The sequence below is a fragment of the Streptomyces sp. Go-475 genome (assembly GCF_003330845.1).
Classification (GTDB): domain Bacteria; phylum Actinomycetota; class Actinomycetes; order Streptomycetales; family Streptomycetaceae; genus Streptomyces.
The window spans coordinates 7,510,275-7,526,652 of record NZ_CP026121.1 but is presented as its reverse complement, the minus strand read 5'-3'; the positions used below and the strand labels follow the sequence as shown (position 1 = coordinate 7,526,652).

At 73.0% G+C, this 16,378-nt stretch carries 13 protein-coding genes; 9 read left to right on the top strand and 4 right to left on the bottom strand.

Annotated features, from left to right (window positions below):
• The first annotated feature begins 5 nt into the window (after positions 1 to 5).
• From C1703_RS34175 to C1703_RS34155, 5 genes are all read left to right on the top strand, one after another.
• Entirely contained in the window at positions 6 to 926 is a 921-nt protein-coding gene (locus tag C1703_RS34175) for an alkaline phosphatase family protein (protein WP_269803221.1), read from the top strand.
• Positions 923 to 3,856 carry a glycoside hydrolase family 2 TIM barrel-domain containing protein gene (locus tag C1703_RS34170; protein WP_114256463.1) on the top strand — a complete coding sequence of 978 codons (2,934 nt, stop codon included), beginning with the start codon at positions 923 to 925 and terminating at the stop codon, positions 3,854 to 3,856. Before C1703_RS34175 ends, C1703_RS34170 begins: the two co-directional genes overlap by 4 nt.
• A gap of 34 nt (positions 3,857 to 3,890) precedes the next feature.
• Positions 3,891 to 5,717, top strand: coding sequence for a LamG-like jellyroll fold domain-containing protein (locus C1703_RS34165; RefSeq protein ID WP_114256462.1), 1,827 nt, complete (start codon positions 3,891 to 3,893; stop codon positions 5,715 to 5,717).
• Between the two features lie 17 nt (positions 5,718 to 5,734).
• The gene (locus C1703_RS34160; protein WP_114256461.1) at positions 5,735 to 7,408 is read left to right on the top strand and encodes a PHP domain-containing protein; all 1,674 of its coding nucleotides are present in this window, start codon (positions 5,735 to 5,737) and stop codon (positions 7,406 to 7,408) included.
• A gap of 136 nt (positions 7,409 to 7,544) precedes the next feature.
• Positions 7,545 to 8,372, top strand: coding sequence for a PaaX family transcriptional regulator C-terminal domain-containing protein (locus C1703_RS34155; RefSeq protein WP_114257729.1), 828 nt, complete (start codon positions 7,545 to 7,547; stop codon positions 8,370 to 8,372).
• Here C1703_RS34155 and C1703_RS34150 read toward each other — a convergent pair.
• From C1703_RS34150 to C1703_RS34135, 4 genes are read right to left on the bottom strand one after another with little or no spacing between them, the layout of a single operon-like run.
• Positions 8,363 to 8,818 (bottom strand): MaoC family dehydratase, encoded by a 456-nt coding sequence (locus tag C1703_RS34150; RefSeq protein WP_114256460.1) that lies wholly within the window; start codon positions 8,816 to 8,818, stop codon positions 8,363 to 8,365. The genes C1703_RS34155 and C1703_RS34150 overlap by 10 nt on opposite strands.
• A gap of 8 nt (positions 8,819 to 8,826) precedes the next feature.
• The gene (locus C1703_RS34145) at positions 8,827 to 10,329 is read right to left on the bottom strand and encodes a long-chain fatty acid--CoA ligase (RefSeq protein ID WP_114256459.1); all 1,503 of its coding nucleotides are present in this window, start codon (positions 10,327 to 10,329) and stop codon (positions 8,827 to 8,829) included.
• Between the two features lie 10 nt (positions 10,330 to 10,339).
• Positions 10,340 to 11,215, bottom strand: a complete 876-nt coding sequence (locus C1703_RS34140) for an amidohydrolase family protein (protein WP_114257728.1) — start codon at positions 11,213 to 11,215, stop codon at positions 10,340 to 10,342.
• Positions 11,216 to 11,226: 11 nt separating this feature from the next.
• Entirely contained in the window at positions 11,227 to 12,144 is a 918-nt protein-coding gene (locus tag C1703_RS34135) for an SDR family oxidoreductase (protein ID WP_114256458.1), read from the bottom strand.
• 206 nt (positions 12,145 to 12,350) lie between these two features.
• On the opposite strand from C1703_RS34135, the gene C1703_RS34130 reads away from it, so the two are divergent.
• From C1703_RS34130 to C1703_RS34115, 4 genes are all read left to right on the top strand, one after another.
• Positions 12,351 to 12,776 (top strand): MarR family transcriptional regulator, encoded by a 426-nt coding sequence (locus C1703_RS34130; RefSeq protein WP_114257727.1) that lies wholly within the window; start codon positions 12,351 to 12,353, stop codon positions 12,774 to 12,776.
• Between the two features lie 79 nt (positions 12,777 to 12,855).
• Positions 12,856 to 14,202: an MFS transporter gene (locus C1703_RS34125; protein WP_114256457.1), complete on the top strand. Its 1,347-nt coding sequence runs from the start codon at positions 12,856 to 12,858 to the stop codon at positions 14,200 to 14,202.
• On the top strand, positions 14,199 to 15,572 hold the full coding sequence (locus C1703_RS34120) for a DUF6351 family protein (protein ID WP_232840678.1): 1,374 nt from the start codon (positions 14,199 to 14,201) through the stop codon (positions 15,570 to 15,572). The genes C1703_RS34125 and C1703_RS34120 overlap by 4 nt, the downstream gene beginning before the upstream one ends.
• The gene (locus C1703_RS34115) at positions 15,569 to 16,336 is read left to right on the top strand and encodes an IclR family transcriptional regulator (protein WP_114256456.1); all 768 of its coding nucleotides are present in this window, start codon (positions 15,569 to 15,571) and stop codon (positions 16,334 to 16,336) included. Before C1703_RS34120 ends, C1703_RS34115 begins: the two co-directional genes overlap by 4 nt.
• Positions 16,337 to 16,378: the final 42 nt, after the last annotated feature.

Here is a 16,378-nt window from a genome sequence, read left to right as displayed (position 1 = left end):
AGGCAGTGCCAGACGCCGAGGCCACCGCGCACGGCAAGGTCCTCGTCGTCGGCATGGACGGCCTGCGCCACGACCGGCTGACCCGCGAGCCGGCCAACGCCCCTGTTCTCCACGCCCTGATGGCCGCGGGAGCGCACGGCACGAGCCTGCTGCCCTACGGCCGGCCCGAGGACGGACCGCCGGCCGGCCCGGCCTACACCGACTCCGGGCCCGGCTGGTCGAGCGTGCTCACCGGCGTGTGGCCCGACCGCCACGGCGTGACCGGCAACGACTTCCTCGGCGCCGACTACACCCGCTACCCCGACTTCCTGAGCCGCGCCGCAGCCGCCCGGCCCGGTCTGCGCACGGCGGCGGTGGTGTCCTGGCCGGAGCTGGTCGACCGGGGCGTCCTCGGCGCCGCCATCGGCAGGCGGGTGCGTCACGACGGCGAGTCCGACGGCTACGCGAGCGCGGACCGCCGCGTCGCCGACACCGCCGTCCGCTGGCTCACCGAGGACGACCCGGACCTCGTGTTCGTGTACTTCGGCGCCACCGACGAGGCCGGCCACGCCACCGGCCCCCTCTCCCCCGCCTACGACGAGGCCCTCCTCGCCCAGGACGCCCACCTGGGACGGCTGCTGGCGGCGATCGCCGCACGGCCCGCCCACGAGCACTGGACCGTGCTGGTCACCACGGACCACGGCCACCTCGACACCGGCGGCCACGGCGGCCACGGCGGCGACACGCGTGCCGAGCGGGAGGTCTTCGTCATCCTCGCCGAGCCGCGCGGCGCGGGCGTGCCCGGAGGCATCCGGCTCGACACCCCCCGCCTCATCGACATCGCCCCCACCGTCCTGGACCGCCTCGGCATCCCCGCCGACCCCGCCTGGGAGTTGCAGGGGCGCGTTCTGTCCCGGCCCACCGCCCCGACTTCGGATTGGTCATGACCGACGCACTCCCCGATCCCCTGATCGCCCTGCGCCCCTGGGCGGCACCCGAGCTGACCTCCTGGGGGCGGCTGCCGACGAACGCCGTGGACCGGCGCTCCGGGGCCGTCTGCCTCGACGGCGACTGGCGCTTCCAGTTGCTCCCCGCCCCGGAAGCCCCGCCCGGGGAGGTCTGGTCGTCGTCGTACGTGCCCGGGGTCTGGACCATGCAGGGCACGGACGATCTGCCGCGGTACCTCAACGTCCGCATGCCGTTCGCCGCGTTCCCGCCGGACGTGCCGGCCGCGAACCCGACGGGGGTGTACGAGCGCGCGGTGGACGTGCCGGCCGAGTGGGCCGGGCGGCGGATCGTGCTCCAGGTCGGTGCCGCCGAGAGCGTGCTGCTGGTGCACGTGGACGGGCGGCCCGTCGGCCTCTCCAAGGACTCGCACCTGGCCGCCGAGTTCGACCTGACGGGCGTGGTGCGCCCCGGCGAGCGGGCCGTCCTGCGCCTGACCGTCGTCAAGTGGTCGGACGCCTCGCACATCGAGGACCAGGACCAGTGGTGGCACGGCGGGATCACCCGCTCGGTGCTGCTGTACGCCACCGACCCGCTGCACCTCGCGGACGTGAGCGTGCGCGCCCGGCGGAACGGGGACCTGCGGGTGGACTGCCGGGTGCGGGACGCGGGCGGGGCGCTGCCCGAGGGCTGGTACGTCAGCGGGGAGCTGGACGGGCACCTGCTCACGCAGGACGCGGAGTTCGACCGGGCCAACGCCGAGGACGAGCGCGTCTCCGCTTTCCTCGGCGAGGCCCGGCTGCGGGCCGCCGTCCCCGGCGTGCGCACTTGGAGCGCCGAGACGCCCGAGCTGTACGGCCTGACCGTGCGCCTCCACCGCGCCGACGGCACCGTCGCCGACACCTCGCGCCACCGGATCGGCTTCCGGGACGTCGAGATCGACGGCCGGGACCTGCTGGTCAACGGCGAGCGCGTGTTCATCCGGGGCGTCAACCGGCACGACTTCCATCCGCTGACCGGCCGGACGGTGTCGTACGACGACATGCGCGCCGACCTCGTCCTGCTCAAGCGGTTCGGCTTCAACGCGATCCGCACCGCGCACTACCCGAACGACCCGGCCCTGTACGACCTGGCCGACGAGCTCGGCTTCTACGTCGTCGACGAGGCCGACATCGAGTCCCACGACCACGCGCACGAGATCGCCGACGACCCCCGCTATCTGAACGCCTTCGTCGACCGTGTCGCGCGGATGGTGCTGCGCGACAAGAACCACCCGTCCGTGATCGTCTGGTCGCTGGGCAACGAGTCCGACTACGGCGCGAACCACGACGCGGCCGCCGGCTGGGTCCGCCGGCACGACCCGACCCGGCCGCTCCAGTACGAGGGCGCGGCCAAGCGCGGCTGGGCCGACCCGGACCTGGCCTCCGACATCGCCTGCCCGATGTACGCCCCGCTGGAGGAGTGCATCGCGCACGCCATGTCGGGGACGCAGACCAAGCCGCTCATCCAGTGCGAGTACGCGCACGCCATGGGCAACAGCAACGGCACGCTGGCGGACCATTGGGCGGCCATCGAGGCCACCCCGGGTCTTCAGGGCGGGTTCATCTGGGAGTTCTGGGACCACGGCATCCTCCAGCGTGTGAACGACGGCAGACCGGCCGGGCGTGGGGGCGCCGGGCTCTACGACAACGGTGTCGCCGCGCCCGGGCACCGCTGGGCGTACGGCGGCGACTTCGGGGAGACGGACCACGACGGCGCCTTCATCGCCGACGGGGTCGTCTTCCCCGACCGCACCCCCAAGCCGGTGATGTTCGAGCACCGGGAGATCGCCGCGCCCCTGCGGATCGAGGCCTTCCGGCACGAGGGCGTCGTCCTGGGCAACCACCAGCACTTCCGCGGCCTGGACTGGCTGTCCGGCGAGTGGCAGCTGTCCCTCGCCGACGGCGGCACCCTGACGGCCCCCGCCGAGCTGCCCGATCTGCGCCCGGGTGAGACGGCCGCGGTGCCGCTGCCGTTCGCGCTGCCGGAGGACGGCGGCGAGGCGTGGCTGACGTTGCGGGTCACCACGGCCGGTGACGAGCCGTGGGCGCCGCGCGGCACGGTCGTGTGCCTGCCCCAGGTGCGGCTGCGGGCGGCGTCCCCGGTGGCGCACACGCCGGTCGCGGGCCGCACGGTCGAGGTCGACGAGGACGGGCTGCTGGTCCATCCGCTGCTGACGGCCGCGCCCACGCTGTCCCTGTGGCGCGCCCCGACCGACAACGACGAACTGGGCGGCATGGCGGGCCGCTGGCGGGACTGGGGGCTGGACGCGCCCACCCGCGAGGTCGTCGCCGTGCGGCGCGATTCTGGCCGGGTGACGGTGGTCGCCGACCACGTCTGCGCGGGCGGGACCGTCCGGCACGAGCAGGTGTTCACGGCCGTCGAGGGCGGGCTGCTGGTCGAGGAGTGCGCCGAGCTGCCCGAGGCGCTGTACGACGTGGCCCGGGTCGGGTCGGTGTTCGAGACGGTCGCCGGGCTGAACCTGCTGGAGTGGTTCGGGCAGGGTCCCTGGGAGTCGTACCCGGACCGGGCCGCGGGCGCGCCCGTCGGTCATCACGCGCTGCCGGTGGACGAGCTGTTCACCCCTTATCTGCGTCCCCAGGAGAGCGGCGGGCGGCACGGCGTTCGGCGGTTCACGCTGTCCGCGCCGGACGCCACCGGCCTGGCGGTGCGGCTGGACCGGCCCCGCCAGGTCTCCGTGACGCGGCATCGCGCGGCCGACCTCGCCGCCGTCGCGCACCACGACGAACTGGTGCCGCGCGCCGGGTGCGTGGTGCACATCGACGCGGCGCACCGCGGGCTGGGCACGGCCTCGTGCGGGCCCGACACCTTCGCCGCCTATCTCGTCGCGGCCGGTGTCCATCGCTGGAGCTGGACGCTGCGCGTTCTCTGAGTCCCTCCCCTCCCCGTCACCTCATGGAGCACCCGTGTGTACTTCGCATGATCACGACCTGGGCGAGGCGCCCCAGGCCGGTGCCGGCAGACGCAGTTTCCTGCGCGCGACCGCGCTGCTCGGCGCGACGGCCGCCGCGGTGAGCGCGCTGCCGGCCGTCACCGCCGAGGCGGCGACGTCGAGTTGGCGCCCCGACCCGGACAGCCGCCGCTTCACGCTCGCCGTGATGCCCGACACCCAGTACCTCTTCGACGGGCCGAGCATCGACAAGGCGCCGGTCGAGGCCTCACTGCGCTACCTGCTGGAGCACGGCCGGGAGGAGAACATCGTCTTCCTGTCCCACCTCGGGGACCTCACGCAGAACGGCGCGAAGGAGGAGTTCGCGGCGATCGGGGAGGCGTTCCGCCTGCTGGACCGGCGGGGCGTCGGCTACAGCGTCCTGGCCGGCAACCACGACGTGAAGTCGTCGACCACCGACCAGCGCGGCGCGACCCCGTACCTGGACGCCTTCGGGCCGCGGCGGTTCGACAAGCAGCGGACGTTCGGCGGGGCCTCCCCGGACGGCTACAACACCTTCCACCTGTTCACGGCGGGCGGCCGGCAGTGGCTCGTCCTCGCGCTGGACTGGCGGCTGTCGCCGCGGGGGTACGCGTGGGCGAAGGAGGTCATGGCGAAGCATCCGAAGACGCCGGTGATCCTCACGACACATGAACTGGTCGTCGAGAACGACACGTTGTCCGACTACGGGCAGCAGCTGTGGGACCAGCTGATCGTGGACCACGACCAGATCTTCCTCACCCTCAACGGGCACTACTGGCCGGCCGCCCGCGCGGTACGCGAGAACGCGGCCGGGCACGACGTCCACCTGCACCTGACGAACTACCAGAACCGCTACTTCGGCGGCGCGGCGATGATCCGCCTCTACCGGTTCGACCTGGACCGGAACGTCATCGACGTGGAGACGGTCTCGCCGTGGATCCTGGGCCGGGCGAAGAAGGGGCTCAACGAGCTGGAGCGGCAGGAGATGGAGCTGAGCGGCGACGCCGACCGGTTCTCCGTCGAGATCGACTTCCAGGAGCGCTTCTCCGGCTTCGCGCCGGTGCCCGCGCGGCCGGCGCGGCCCGTGTCCAAGACGCTGGTGCCGGGCACGGTCGCCTACTGGCGTTTCGAGCAGCCCGTGGACGGCACGGTCCGCGACCTGTCCGGACGCGGCAACGACCTCTCCCTGGTCACCGTGGGCGGCGGGGCGCTGGGCTGGTCGGCCGACCACCACCCCGATCAGCCGGGCCACGGCAGCCTGGAGTTCCAGGGCTTCAAGTCGCCGTTGAAGGGCGCCTATCTGCGCACGGTCGACGGCGCACCGCTCAACCGGGCCACCTTCGAGGACGGTTACACCATCGAGGCGTTCTACCGGCTGCCCGCCGACTGGGACCCGGACCACAACGCCTGGTCGGGCCTGGTGAGCCGGACGGGCACGGGCGGCGCCGCCGGCAGGACCGCCGACGACCCCGACGAGCCGCTCGCCACGCTGTCGCTCTCCAACGACCGCGAACCGCAGTGGGCCATGCGCCCGCTCAACCAGCAGGGCATCGCCACCAACTGGGGTCAGGAGACCCCGCTGGAGACCTGGTGGCATCTGGCCGTCGTCAACGACGGCAGGCACACCACGCTGTACGTCGAGGGCTGCCCGGTGGTGCGCAACCCCAAGGCGCCCGCGGTCGGCATCAGCTCCGTCGGGCTGCCCTGGCTGCTCGGCGGCTACGAGTACGGCGGGAAGATCGACCAGATCCTCCACGGACGGCTCGGCGACGTCCGGATCGTCGCCCGGGCGCTGCCCGTCACCTCCTTCATGAACCACTGACCCTTGCGGAGGTACGTATGACCGAGCAGCGGCTGCCCGCCTGGGCCGACCCGTCCGTCTCCCCCGCCGCCCTCGATCCGCAGGGCGTCTCCCGCCGCGGGCTCCTGCGCCGCGCGGGCCTGTTCGGCGCCGCCTTCGCCCTGGGCTCGGCGGCCACCCCGGCCCTGGCGGCCGGTGACGGCAGGCACCTGGGCGGCGAGGACCCGCGCCTCGCCTACCTCGTCGGCGACCACCACATCCACACCGTCTACAGCCACGACGCCAAGTACACGTTCTCCCAACTGGCCGCCGCGGGCGCGAAGTACGGCCTGGACTGGATGGTGTTCACCGAGCACTCCAACGTCGGGCACGCCGACTTCGGCGCGGCGCTGGAGCACCAGGAGATCCTGAAGGCGCGGGCGGAGAACCCACGCCAGCTGATCTTCCAGGGCCTGGAGTGGTACATCCCCGCGGCCGAGCACTGCACGGTGTTCACCGCGCCCGGCCCGCACGAGGTGGACGTGCTCACCCGCTTCGAGCGCGCCTACGACGGCAAGCTCCTCGCCTACGACAAGGGCGGCCCCGCCGACGCGGACACCGCCCGCAACGAGGCGCACGCCGTGAAGGCCCTCAAGTGGCTGGCCGAGCAGCGCCGTTGCGGCTATGTCGACGACGTCCTGGTCCTCGCCAACCACCCCATGCGTCTCGGCATCGACTCCCCGCACGAGATGCGCAACTGGCGGGACGCGGCGCCCGGCATCATGATCGGCATGGAGGGCGCGCCCGGCGCCCAGGGCGCGGCCATCCCCGGCTGGCGCGGGGCGAACTCGATCCGCGGCGAGTACGAGAACAAGCCGTCCGCGCAGTCCTGGCCCGGCTACCCGGCGGACGCCTACCTGACCTACGGCGGCTTCGACTGGGCGACCGCGACCGTCGGCGGGCTGTGGGACTCGATGCTCGCCGAGGGCCGGCTGTTCTCCGTCACCACCAACTCCGACGCCCACCGGATCGTCTTCGACACCTGGAAGAACGGCGACTGGCAGCCCGGCCAGACCTTCGACAACACCGGAAAGCTGCCCGACCCGGTGAACACGGACACCCCGCAGCCGGGCAGCGACTTCTGGCCCGGCCAGTTCAGCCGCACGCACGTGGGCGTGACCCGCTACGGCTACCGGGCGGTCATGGCGGGTCTGCGCGCGGGCCGCGTCTGGCTCGACCACGGACACCTGCTCGACGGGCTCGACGTCCGGCTGAAGCGGGAGCGGGACCGGGGCCGGGGCGTGACGCTCGGCGGCCGGCTGCGGGTCCGCGCGGGCGAGAGGCTGACGCTGGAGGTCACGGTGACGACCGCCTCCCGCCCCAACCCCCAAGGCATCCTGCCCGAGTTGGCGCACGTGGACGTCATCCGCGGCGCGGTGCGCGGCCCCGTCACCGACCGGGACTCCTGGAAGGCCCCCGACACGCGGGTCGTCCGGTCGCAGGACGTCTCCGGCCGCACGGGCACCTACACCCTGCGCATCCCGCTCACCGCGGGCGAGGAGTCCTTCTACGTCCGGCTGCGCGGCAGCGACGGCAACCGGCACGGCACCGGCTACCTCGGCGCCTCGGTCGACCCGCACGGGCCGGTGCCGCACGCGCCCGGGGACGGTGACCCGTGGGCCGATACGTGGTTCTACGCGAACCCCGTGTTCGTCGACGTGGAAGGCTCCTGAAACGGCGGCCGGGGTGGTGACCGCGGACCTCTTGGAGGGGGCGTCGTCCCGGCCCTGGCAGGCGTCGCGGACATGGCCGCGCGTCCCCGCGTACCAGCAGGTCACGGACTGATCGGGCGGAGGTACGGTGGGCCGCGTGACCGGTGAAGAGTCGCTGCGGCCCCAGTCCCTCATGCTGACGTTCCTGGGCGACCAGGTGCTCGGCCGTGACGTGTGCGTGTACTCGGGCAGCGTCATCGACGTGTTCGCCCGGGCCGGGATCGGCGAGCAGGCCACCCGCTCCACGCTGACCCGCATGGTGGGCCGCGGCCTGCTGCGCCGCCAGCGCGAGGGCCGCCGCATGTACTTCGGGCTGACCGAACGCTCGGAGGCGGTGCTGCGCGACGGCGAGCGGCGCATCTGGCAGACCGGTGCCGTCAACCGGCACTGGGACGGCACCTGGACCCTGCTCGGTTTCTCCCTGCCCGAGTCCTGGCAGCGCCAGCGCCACGACCTGCGCTCCCAGCTGACCTGGAGCGGCTTCGGCCCGCTGTTCAACGGCCTGTGGATCGCCCCGGGCGAGGTCGACGTGTCGGCCCTGGTGGCCGAGCTGGGCCTGTCCGCGCACGTGAAGGTGTTCCGGGCGCACGCCGACGCCGGGATGGACATCGGGCAGATGATCGAGGAGACCTGGGAGCTGTCCGACCTGGCCGCCGGCTACGAGGGGTTCGTGCGGCGCTGGCAGCCCTGGCAGGAGGGTCTCCCGGAGGCCGACGAGGCGCTCGCGCTGCGGCTGCGGCTCCAGACGGAGTGGCTGCGGATCGTCAGGCGGGACCCGCGGCTGCCCGTCAAGCACCTGCCGGACGACTGGCCGGCGGAACGGGCCGAGAAGACGTTCCGGGCCGTGCACGAGCGGCTCTCACCGCTCGCCCGGGACGCCTCGGAACGCCTTCTGGACCTGGTGCCCGCGCGGCCTCAGGCGTAGAACCGCGACAGGCTCTGCAGCACCGCCGCCGGCTTGCCGCCGCCCTCGATCTCGATGGCGCCGTCGACGGTGATCTGCACCCCGCCCGGCACGTCCTCGACCTCGGCGAGCTTCGCCGTGAGCCGGATGCGGGAGCCGGCCTTCACCGGGGCGGGGAAGCGCACCTTGTTCAGGCCGTAGTTGACCTTCGTCGTCACGCCCTGGACGTCCAGCAGCTCGGTGAAGAGCGGGATGAAGAGGGAGAGCGTGAGGTAGCCGTGCGCGATGGGGGCGCCGAAGGGGCCCTCCTTGGCGCGCTCGGGGTCGACGTGGATCCACTGGTGGTCGCCGGTCGCGTCGGCGAAGGTGTTGATCCGCTCCTGGGTGACCTCGATCCACTCGCTGGTGCCGAGGTCGCTCCCGGCGAGCTTCTTCAGTTCGTCGAGGCCGTTGACGGTGATGCTCATGCGGTTCCTTACTGGTGGCCGTAGCGCTTGCGCACACGGGACTTGAGGAGCTTTCCGGAGGCGGTGCGGGGCAGTTCGTCCGCCAGCACCACCGATTTCGGGATCTTGTACTTGGCGAGGTGTCCCGCGAGCCCGGCGAGCACCTCGTCGGGGTCGAGCGCGGCGCCCTCGCGGGGCACGACGACCGCGCGCGGCACCTCGCCCCACTTGTCGTCCGGCACCCCGATCACCGCGCACTCGACGATGTCCGGGTGGGCGAGGAGCCGGTCCTCGATCTCGGCGGGGTAGATGTTCTCGCCGCCCGAGATGATCATGTCCTTGATGCGGTCGACGATGTGGACGTAGCCGTCCTCGTCGACCTGGGCGGCGTCGCCGCTGCGGAACCAGCCGTCCGCGAAGGACGCGGCCGTCTCCTCGGGCAGCCCCCAGTAGCCGGGCATGACGTGCGGGCCGCGCACCACGACCTCGCCGACCTCGCCGACGTCGACCGGCGTCAGGTCGGGCCGTACCACGCGTACGTCGCTGAAGAAGTGCGGCACGCCCGCCGACCCCGCCTTGCTCACGGCGTGCTCGGCGTCCAGGAAGAGCGTGCCGGGAGCGGCCTCGGTCATCCCGTAGCCCTGGAGGAAGGTCAGACCGCGCTCCTGGTAGGCGGCGATCAGCGGGGTGGGGACCGGGGAGCCGCCGCAGGTGAGGATCCGCAGCGAGGACAGGTCGGCGTCCGGCCAGCGCGGGTGCCGGGCCACCTGGTCGAACATGGTCGGCACGCCGAACATGAAGGTGATCCCGTGCCGTTCGATCAGGTCGAAGGTGGCGTCCGGGTCGAACCCCTCGACCAGGACGCAGGCGCCGCCCTTCAGCAGGACCGGCAGGGTCAGCATGTTCAGCCCTGCGGTGTGGAACAGCGGGGCCGAGACCAGGGCGCGCTCGTCGGCGATCAGGTCGGTGTCGACGAGGACGTTGACCGCGTTCCAGGTGAGGTTGCCGTGGGTGAGCATGGCGCCCTTGGGGCGGCCGGTCGTACCCGAGGTGTACATGATGATGCAGGTGTCGTCGGCGCCGACGGGTTCGTCGATCGGCTCCTGCGGCGCCTGGGCGAGGGCCGCCTCGTACTCGGGCCCCACCTCGACGTAGGTGCGTACGTCGGTGCTGCCCGGCAGGCCCGCGACCAGGCCGGCGTGGGACGGGCCGTAGACCAGGGCCTTCGCGCCGGAGTCGGCGAGCTGGTAGGCGATCTCCGGCCCGGCGAGGCGGATGTTGAGGGGGACGAAGACCGCGCCGAGGGCGCCGGCCGCGAACAGGGTCTCCAGGTAGGAGGGGTGGTTCGGGCCGAGGTAGGCGATCCGGTCGCCGCGGCGCACGCCCCGGGCGCGCAGGGCGTGGGCCAGGCGCGTGGTCCGGGTGTGGAGCGTGCGGTAGTCGGTGACGTTCCCGCCGTGGATCAGGGCGGTGCGGTGCGGGGTCTTGCGGGCCCGGCGTGCGGGCCACGACCCCAGTCCCTCGTTGCGCATGTCACGCCCCTTACGTCTTGGTCAGCCCGAGCAGGCGGGCGGCGTTCTCCTTGAGGATCTTCGGGCGCACCTCGTCCTTGATCGACAGCTTCTCGAAGTCGGCGAGCCAGCGGTCGGGGGTGAGGACGGGGAAGTCGGAGCCGAAGAGGACCTTGTCCTTCAGCAGCGTGTTCGCGTACTGCACGAGCTGCGGCGGGAAGTACTTCGGCGACCAGCCGGACAGGTCGATGTGCACGCCCGGCTTGTGCGTGGCGACGGCGAGGGCCTCGTCCTGCCAGGGGAAGGACGGGTGCGCCAGGATGATCTTCAGGTGCGGGAAGTCGGCCGCCACGTCGTCCACGTGGAGCGGGTTGGAGTACTTCAGCGTGATCCCGCCCCCGCCGGGGACGCCGGCGCCGATGCCCGTCTGGCCCGTGTGGAAGAGGGCGATCGTGCCGGTCTCCTCGATCACCTCGTACAGGTCGTACGCCACCGCCCGGTCGTTGGGGAAGAAGCCCTGGATGCTGGGGTGGAACTTGAAGCCCCGCACCCCGTACTCCTCGACCAGGCGGCGGGCCTGCTTGACGCCCGCCTTTCCCCGGAAGGGGTCGATGGAGGCGAAGGGGATGAGGACGTCCGCGTTGGCGGCGGCCGCCTCGGCGACCTCCTCGTTCGGGACGGGCGGGGTGCCGGTGGCGGACTCGGCGTCGACCGTGAAGATCACGGCGGCCATGTTCCGCTCGCGGTAGTAGGCGGCCGTCTCCTCGATCGTGGGCTTCCGCTTCCCCTCGACCTTGAAGTAGGCGGAGGAGGCGTCGTGCAGGTCGTCGTCCAGGGAGGAGTGGCCCTTGGAGGAGACCTCCGCGTGGGTGTGGACGTCGATCGCGACCAGTGACTCCGGGTCCATCACGGGGTCCATCACGCCTCCGGGAACTTCGGCGCCGGGATGCCGACCGACTGGAGCTCGGCGCCGACCGAGGTGGGCCAGGCGTCCGCGAGGGCCTCGGGGGTCCAGCCGCCGTCGGCGTAGGCCGCCCTGATCTCCTGCGGATGCGACCAGAGTGCCACCTTGTCGCCGCCGATGCCGATGCACTGACCGGTCACACCGCGCGCGGCCTCGGAGGCGAGGAACGGGACGAGGGCGGCGCAGTCCTCGGGGGTGCCGAAGCCCTCGCCCTTGCGCAGGAAGTCCGGCAGCGGCTCGCCGCCGCGCATGGCCTCGATGTACGGGGCGAAGGCCGGGATGGTCTCGGTCATCGCGGTCGCGGCGACCGGCACGATCGCGTTGACGGTGATGTCGGCGCGGCGCAGCTCCATGGACCAGGTGCGGGCCATCGCCGCGATACCGGCCTTGGCGGCGGCGTAGTTCGTCTGGCCGAAGTTGCCGCGCTGTCCGGCCGGGGAGCCGACCAGGATCAGCGAGCCGCCCTCGCCCTGCTCGCGCATCCGGACGGCGGCGGCCCGGGCGCAGGTGAAGGTGCCCTTCAGATGCGTGGTGATCACCGCGTCGAAGTCGTCGTCGGACATCTTCCACAGCACCTTGTCGCGCAGGATGCCGGCGTTGGTGACCAGGACGTCCAGGCGCCCGAACTCCGCCACCGCCCGGTTCACGAGCCGTTCGGCGGCCTGAGTCGTGCCGACCGGGACGACCTCGGCGACGGCGGTGCCGCCCGCCTCGGTGATGGACTTCACGGCCGCCTCGGCCACCGCCTCGTCGACGTCGTTGACGACCACGGACGCGCCGTGGGCGGCCAGGGCATGGGCGTAGGCGAGGCCGAGGCCCCGGCCGCTGCCGGTGACGACGGCGGCCTTGCCGGAGAGATCGATGCTGGGCACGGGGGATCCCTTCACACGGGGTTCGGTACGAGCGCACGGATCGGGGCGCGAGATCGAAGCTAAGAGCAATAATTGTTGACGTCAATAGTTGTTGATGCCCGCACAGGTGCGAGATGCTGATGCCATCGAGACGCACCGAGCACAGGGAGCCCGCCATCACACGCCAGAACGCCACCCCGAAGTCCATCGACGCGGACGAGCCGTGGATGCGAGGGCTGCACGCCGACACGGGCTACCTGCTGTACCGCCTGGGCCTGCGCTCGGGGCAGCTGTTCAACGCCTGCCTCCAGGAGTCGGGCCTGCGCCTGCGCCACTACGCGGTGCTGCGCTTCCTCGCCACGTCCGACGGCACCCTCCAGCGCGAGCTGAGCGCACGGCTCGGCTACGACCCGAGCGCGATCGTCGGCCTGGTCGACGACCTGGAGAAGCTGGGCTTCGCCGAGCGCCGCCCCTCCCCCGACGACCGCCGCAGCCGGATCGTCGTGCTGACCGGGAACGGCCGCGCGTTCCTCCGCGACACCGACGAGGCCGGGCAGCGGGTGACCGGCGAACTGCTGGGCCCCCTGGACCCGGCCGAGCGGGAGACGCTGCACGCGCTGCTGCTGCGGATCGCGGAGGACGGCCTGAACTGATGTTGTGCAAATGATTGACGGCTGCACGTCTGGTGCCTAACTTCACGGGGCAACCGAGACCCGTCCCCAGGGAGCTCCCGTGCAGCCATCCGTCCCCGCCGCTCAAGTCGCCCCCGATCCCCGGCAGTTGCGCCGCGTCGCCGTCTCCGGCCTGCTCGGCACGGCGGTCGAGTTCTACGACTTCCTCGTGTACGGAACCGTCGCCGCGCTCGTCTTCGGCGAGCTGTTCTTCCCGCGGGCCGACCCGGCGGTCGGCACCATCGCGGCGTTCGGCACCTTCGCCGCGGGCTACCTGGCCCGCCCGCTGGGCGGCATCGTCTTCGGCCACTTCGGCGACCGGATCGGCCGCAAGTCGATGATGCTGCTGACCATGGTCCTGATGGGCTGCGGCAGCTTCCTCATCGGCCTGCTGCCCACCTACGACGCCATCGGCGTCTGGGCGCCGGTCCTGCTCGTCGCCCTGCGTGTCGTGCAGGGCATCGCGATCGGCGGCGAGTGGGGCGGCGCGATGCTGATGGTCGTCGAGCACGCCGAGCACGCGCAGGGGTCCCGGCGCGGCTTCTGGTCCAGCTTCACCCAGCTCGGCGCCCCGCTCGGTTCCGTGCTGTCGGCCGGCGTGGTCACCCTGGTCGCCGCGCTGCCCGACGACGAGTTCCGCTCCTGGGGCTGGCGGGTGCCGTTCCTGCTGAGCATCGTGCTGCTGGCAGTGGGGCTGTTCGTGCGCCTGAAGGTCGCCGAGAGCCCGCTGTTCGCGCAGGTCAAGCGGGAGCCCGTGGACAAGCCGCCGATCGTGGAGGTGCTGCGCCGCCCGAAGCCGGTGCTGCTGGCCGCGTGCGTCGGCATCGGCGCGTTCACCACCCAGTCGCTGCTGACCAGCTTCATGATCTCCTACGCCGTCGACCAGGGGTACACCCGCCCGCAGGTGCTGACCGCGGTGACCGTCGCCTCCTGCGTGGCCCTCGCCGTGCTGCCCGCCGCGTCCGCGCTGTCGGACCGGGTCGGCCGCCGGCCCGTCGTGCTCGCCGGTGCCCTCGCCTCGGCGGCGCTCGCCTTCCCCGTGCTGGCCCTGGTCGACTCCGGCTCGCCCGGCCTGCTGATCCTCGCTCTGTCCCTCGGCCACGGCGTCGCCCAGTCCACGATGTACGGGCCGCTCGGCGCCCTGCTCACCGAGATGTTCGGCACCCGTGTCCGCTACACCGGCGCCTCCCTCGGCTACCAGGGGGCGACCCTGATCGGCGCCGGGTTCTCCCCGCTGATCGCCGGCAGCCTCCTCGCCTCCTTCGGCGGCGGCAGCACGCCGGTGTCGCTGCTGCTGTGCACGGGCGCGGCGATCACCGCCGTCACCGTCTGGCGGCTGCGCGAGACCCACACGGACGCCCTGGACTCCCCCACCGCCGCCCCCACCCTGGAAGGGACCCCCCGTTGAGGATCCGCCTCGCCTTACTGACCGCCTGCCTGTCCCTGGCGGCGACCGCGCTGACCTCCCCGTCGGCCGCGGCCACCGGCACCCACCTGGAGGGCCGGCTCCCCTCCGGCGCCGCGTACGTGATGGACGTTCCCGCCTCCTGGAACGGCACGGTGCTGCTGTACAGCCACGGCTACAGCCCGGCCGGATCCCCCAACCCGGCTCAGAACACGTCCGGTCCGGCCGCCCGGGACAAGCTGCTGGCCGAGGGGTACGCCCTCATCGGCTCCTCGTACGCGACGACCGGCTGGGCGGTCACGGAGGCGGTGCCCGACCAGCTGGCCACCCTGGACCTGTTCACGCAGCGGTTCGGGGCGGCGCGGCGGACCCTCGCCTGGGGCACCTCGTACGGCGGGTTCGTCACCGCGATGCTCGCCGAGCGGCACCCCGGGCGCTTCGACGGCTCGCTGTCGATGTGCGGGCTGGTGCAGGGCGGCGTCGCCAACTGGAACAGCACCCTGGACCCGGTGTTCGCGCTGCGCACGCTGCTCGCCCCGGGCTCCGGCATCCCGCTCGCGGACTTCGCCGACCAGGCGGAGGCGGTCGCCGCCGCGAAGTCGCTCAGCGCCAAGGCCGACGCCGCCCAGCGGACCCCCGAGGGCCGCGCCCGGATCGCCCTGGCCGCCGCCCTGCACAACATCCCCGGCCACAACGACCCCGCGCAGCCGAAGCCGGGCCCCACGGACTGGCAGGCCCGGCAGGCCAACCAGTACTCCGCCGTGCGCGGCCTGCTCCAGCTGCCCGCGTTCAGCTGGCGGCAGGAGGCCGAGAGCCGGGCGGGCGGCAACCCGTCCTGGAACACGGGGGTCGACTACGGGGTGATGCTCGCCCGGTCCCCCCTGTACAAAGAGGTGACCGAGCTCTACAAGGAGGCGGGACTGTCCTTGCGCACCGACCTCACGGCCCTGGACCGGGCACCCCGGATCTCCGCCGACGCGCCGGCCCTGCGGTGGATGCGGAGCACCAGCGTGCTCTCCGGCCGGCTGGCCGACCCCCAGCTGAACATCCACACGACCGGTGACGCGCTCATCCCGGTGCAGGCGCAGAGCGCCTACCGGCGGGCGGCCACCGCGGCGGGCTCGGCGGGGCTCCTGCACCAGGCGTACGTGGACGGCCCCGGTCACTGCACCTTCACCACCGGCGAGACGCTGGCGGCCCTGCGCACCCTGGAACACCGCCTGGACACGGGCCGCTGGGACGCCTCCCCCGAGGCCCTCAACGCCCGTGCGCGGGCGGCGGACCCGGCGGCCGAGCCCCGCTACGCCCCCTACCGCCCGGCCGCCTACCCCCGCCCCTACGACCTCGCCCACCCGGGAGACACCCGGCCATGACCGTGCTGCCCCGGGGTGCCCCCACCGCCGCCGACCGGCTGCTGTCCGTGCTCGCGGCCTTCGACCACGAGCACCCGGCGCTGAGCCTGACGGACATCAGCCGGCGGGCCGGGCTGACCCTGACCACCGCGCACCGGCTGGTCGGCGCGCTCACCGAGTGGGGCGCCCTGGAGCGGGACGAGTCCGGCGTCTACCACGTCGGGCTCCGGCTGTGGGAGGTCGCCGCACTGGCGCCCCGGGGCCTCGCCCTGCGGCAGCTCGCGCTGCCGTACCTGGAGGACCTGTACGAGGCGACGCACGAGAACGTGCAGCTGGCCGTGCGGGACGGCCGGGACGTCGTCTACATCGAGTGGCTGTCGGGGCGGTCGGCGGTCGGCGTGCACATCCGTGTCGGCGCGCGCTGGCCGCTGCACGCCACCGGGGTCGGGCTCGCCCTGCTGGCGCACGGCGAGCCGGAGTTCCAGGAGGAGTACTGCGCGGGCGGCCTGGCGTCCTTCACCGCGTACACGATCACCGATCCGGGGCGGCTGCGGCGGGTGCTGGCCGAGGTGCGGCGGTCGGGTGTGGCCGTGAGCGACCGTCAGGTCACGGAGGACGCCCTGTCGGTGGCCGCGCCGGTACGCGGTGCGGACGGCACGGTGACCGCCGCCGTCTCGATCGTGGTGCCTCACGCGGACGCCCAGGTGCCGGTGCTGGCCCCGGCGGTGCGGATGGCAGCGCGCGGGATCTCGCGTGCGCTCGGGTGGCAGCCGGAGCGGGCCTGAACCGCGCCTGCGGCCGCCGGGGCGGCGTCGGTTCTGAGGCTC

Bases quoted from the DNA above. Each gene is read 5' to 3' on its own strand.
- C1703_RS34160 (WP_114256461.1), top strand. From the start codon at position 5,735: ATGACCGAGCAGCGGCTGCCCGCCTGGGCCGACCCGTCCGTCTCCCCC.
- C1703_RS34145 (WP_114256459.1), bottom strand. From the start codon at position 10,329: ATGCGCAACGAGGGACTGGGGTCGTGGCCCGCACGCCGGGCCCGCAAG.
- C1703_RS34130 (WP_114257727.1), top strand. From the start codon at position 12,351: ATGCGAGGGCTGCACGCCGACACGGGCTACCTGCTGTACCGCCTGGGC.
- C1703_RS34170 (WP_114256463.1), top strand. From the start codon at position 923: ATGACCGACGCACTCCCCGATCCCCTGATCGCCCTGCGCCCCTGGGCG.
- C1703_RS34140 (WP_114257728.1), bottom strand. From the start codon at position 11,215: ATGGACCCGGAGTCACTGGTCGCGATCGACGTCCACACCCACGCGGAG.
- C1703_RS34115 (WP_114256456.1), top strand. From the start codon at position 15,569: ATGACCGTGCTGCCCCGGGGTGCCCCCACCGCCGCCGACCGGCTGCTG.
- C1703_RS34150 (WP_114256460.1), bottom strand. From the start codon at position 8,818: ATGAGCATCACCGTCAACGGCCTCGACGAACTGAAGAAGCTCGCCGGG.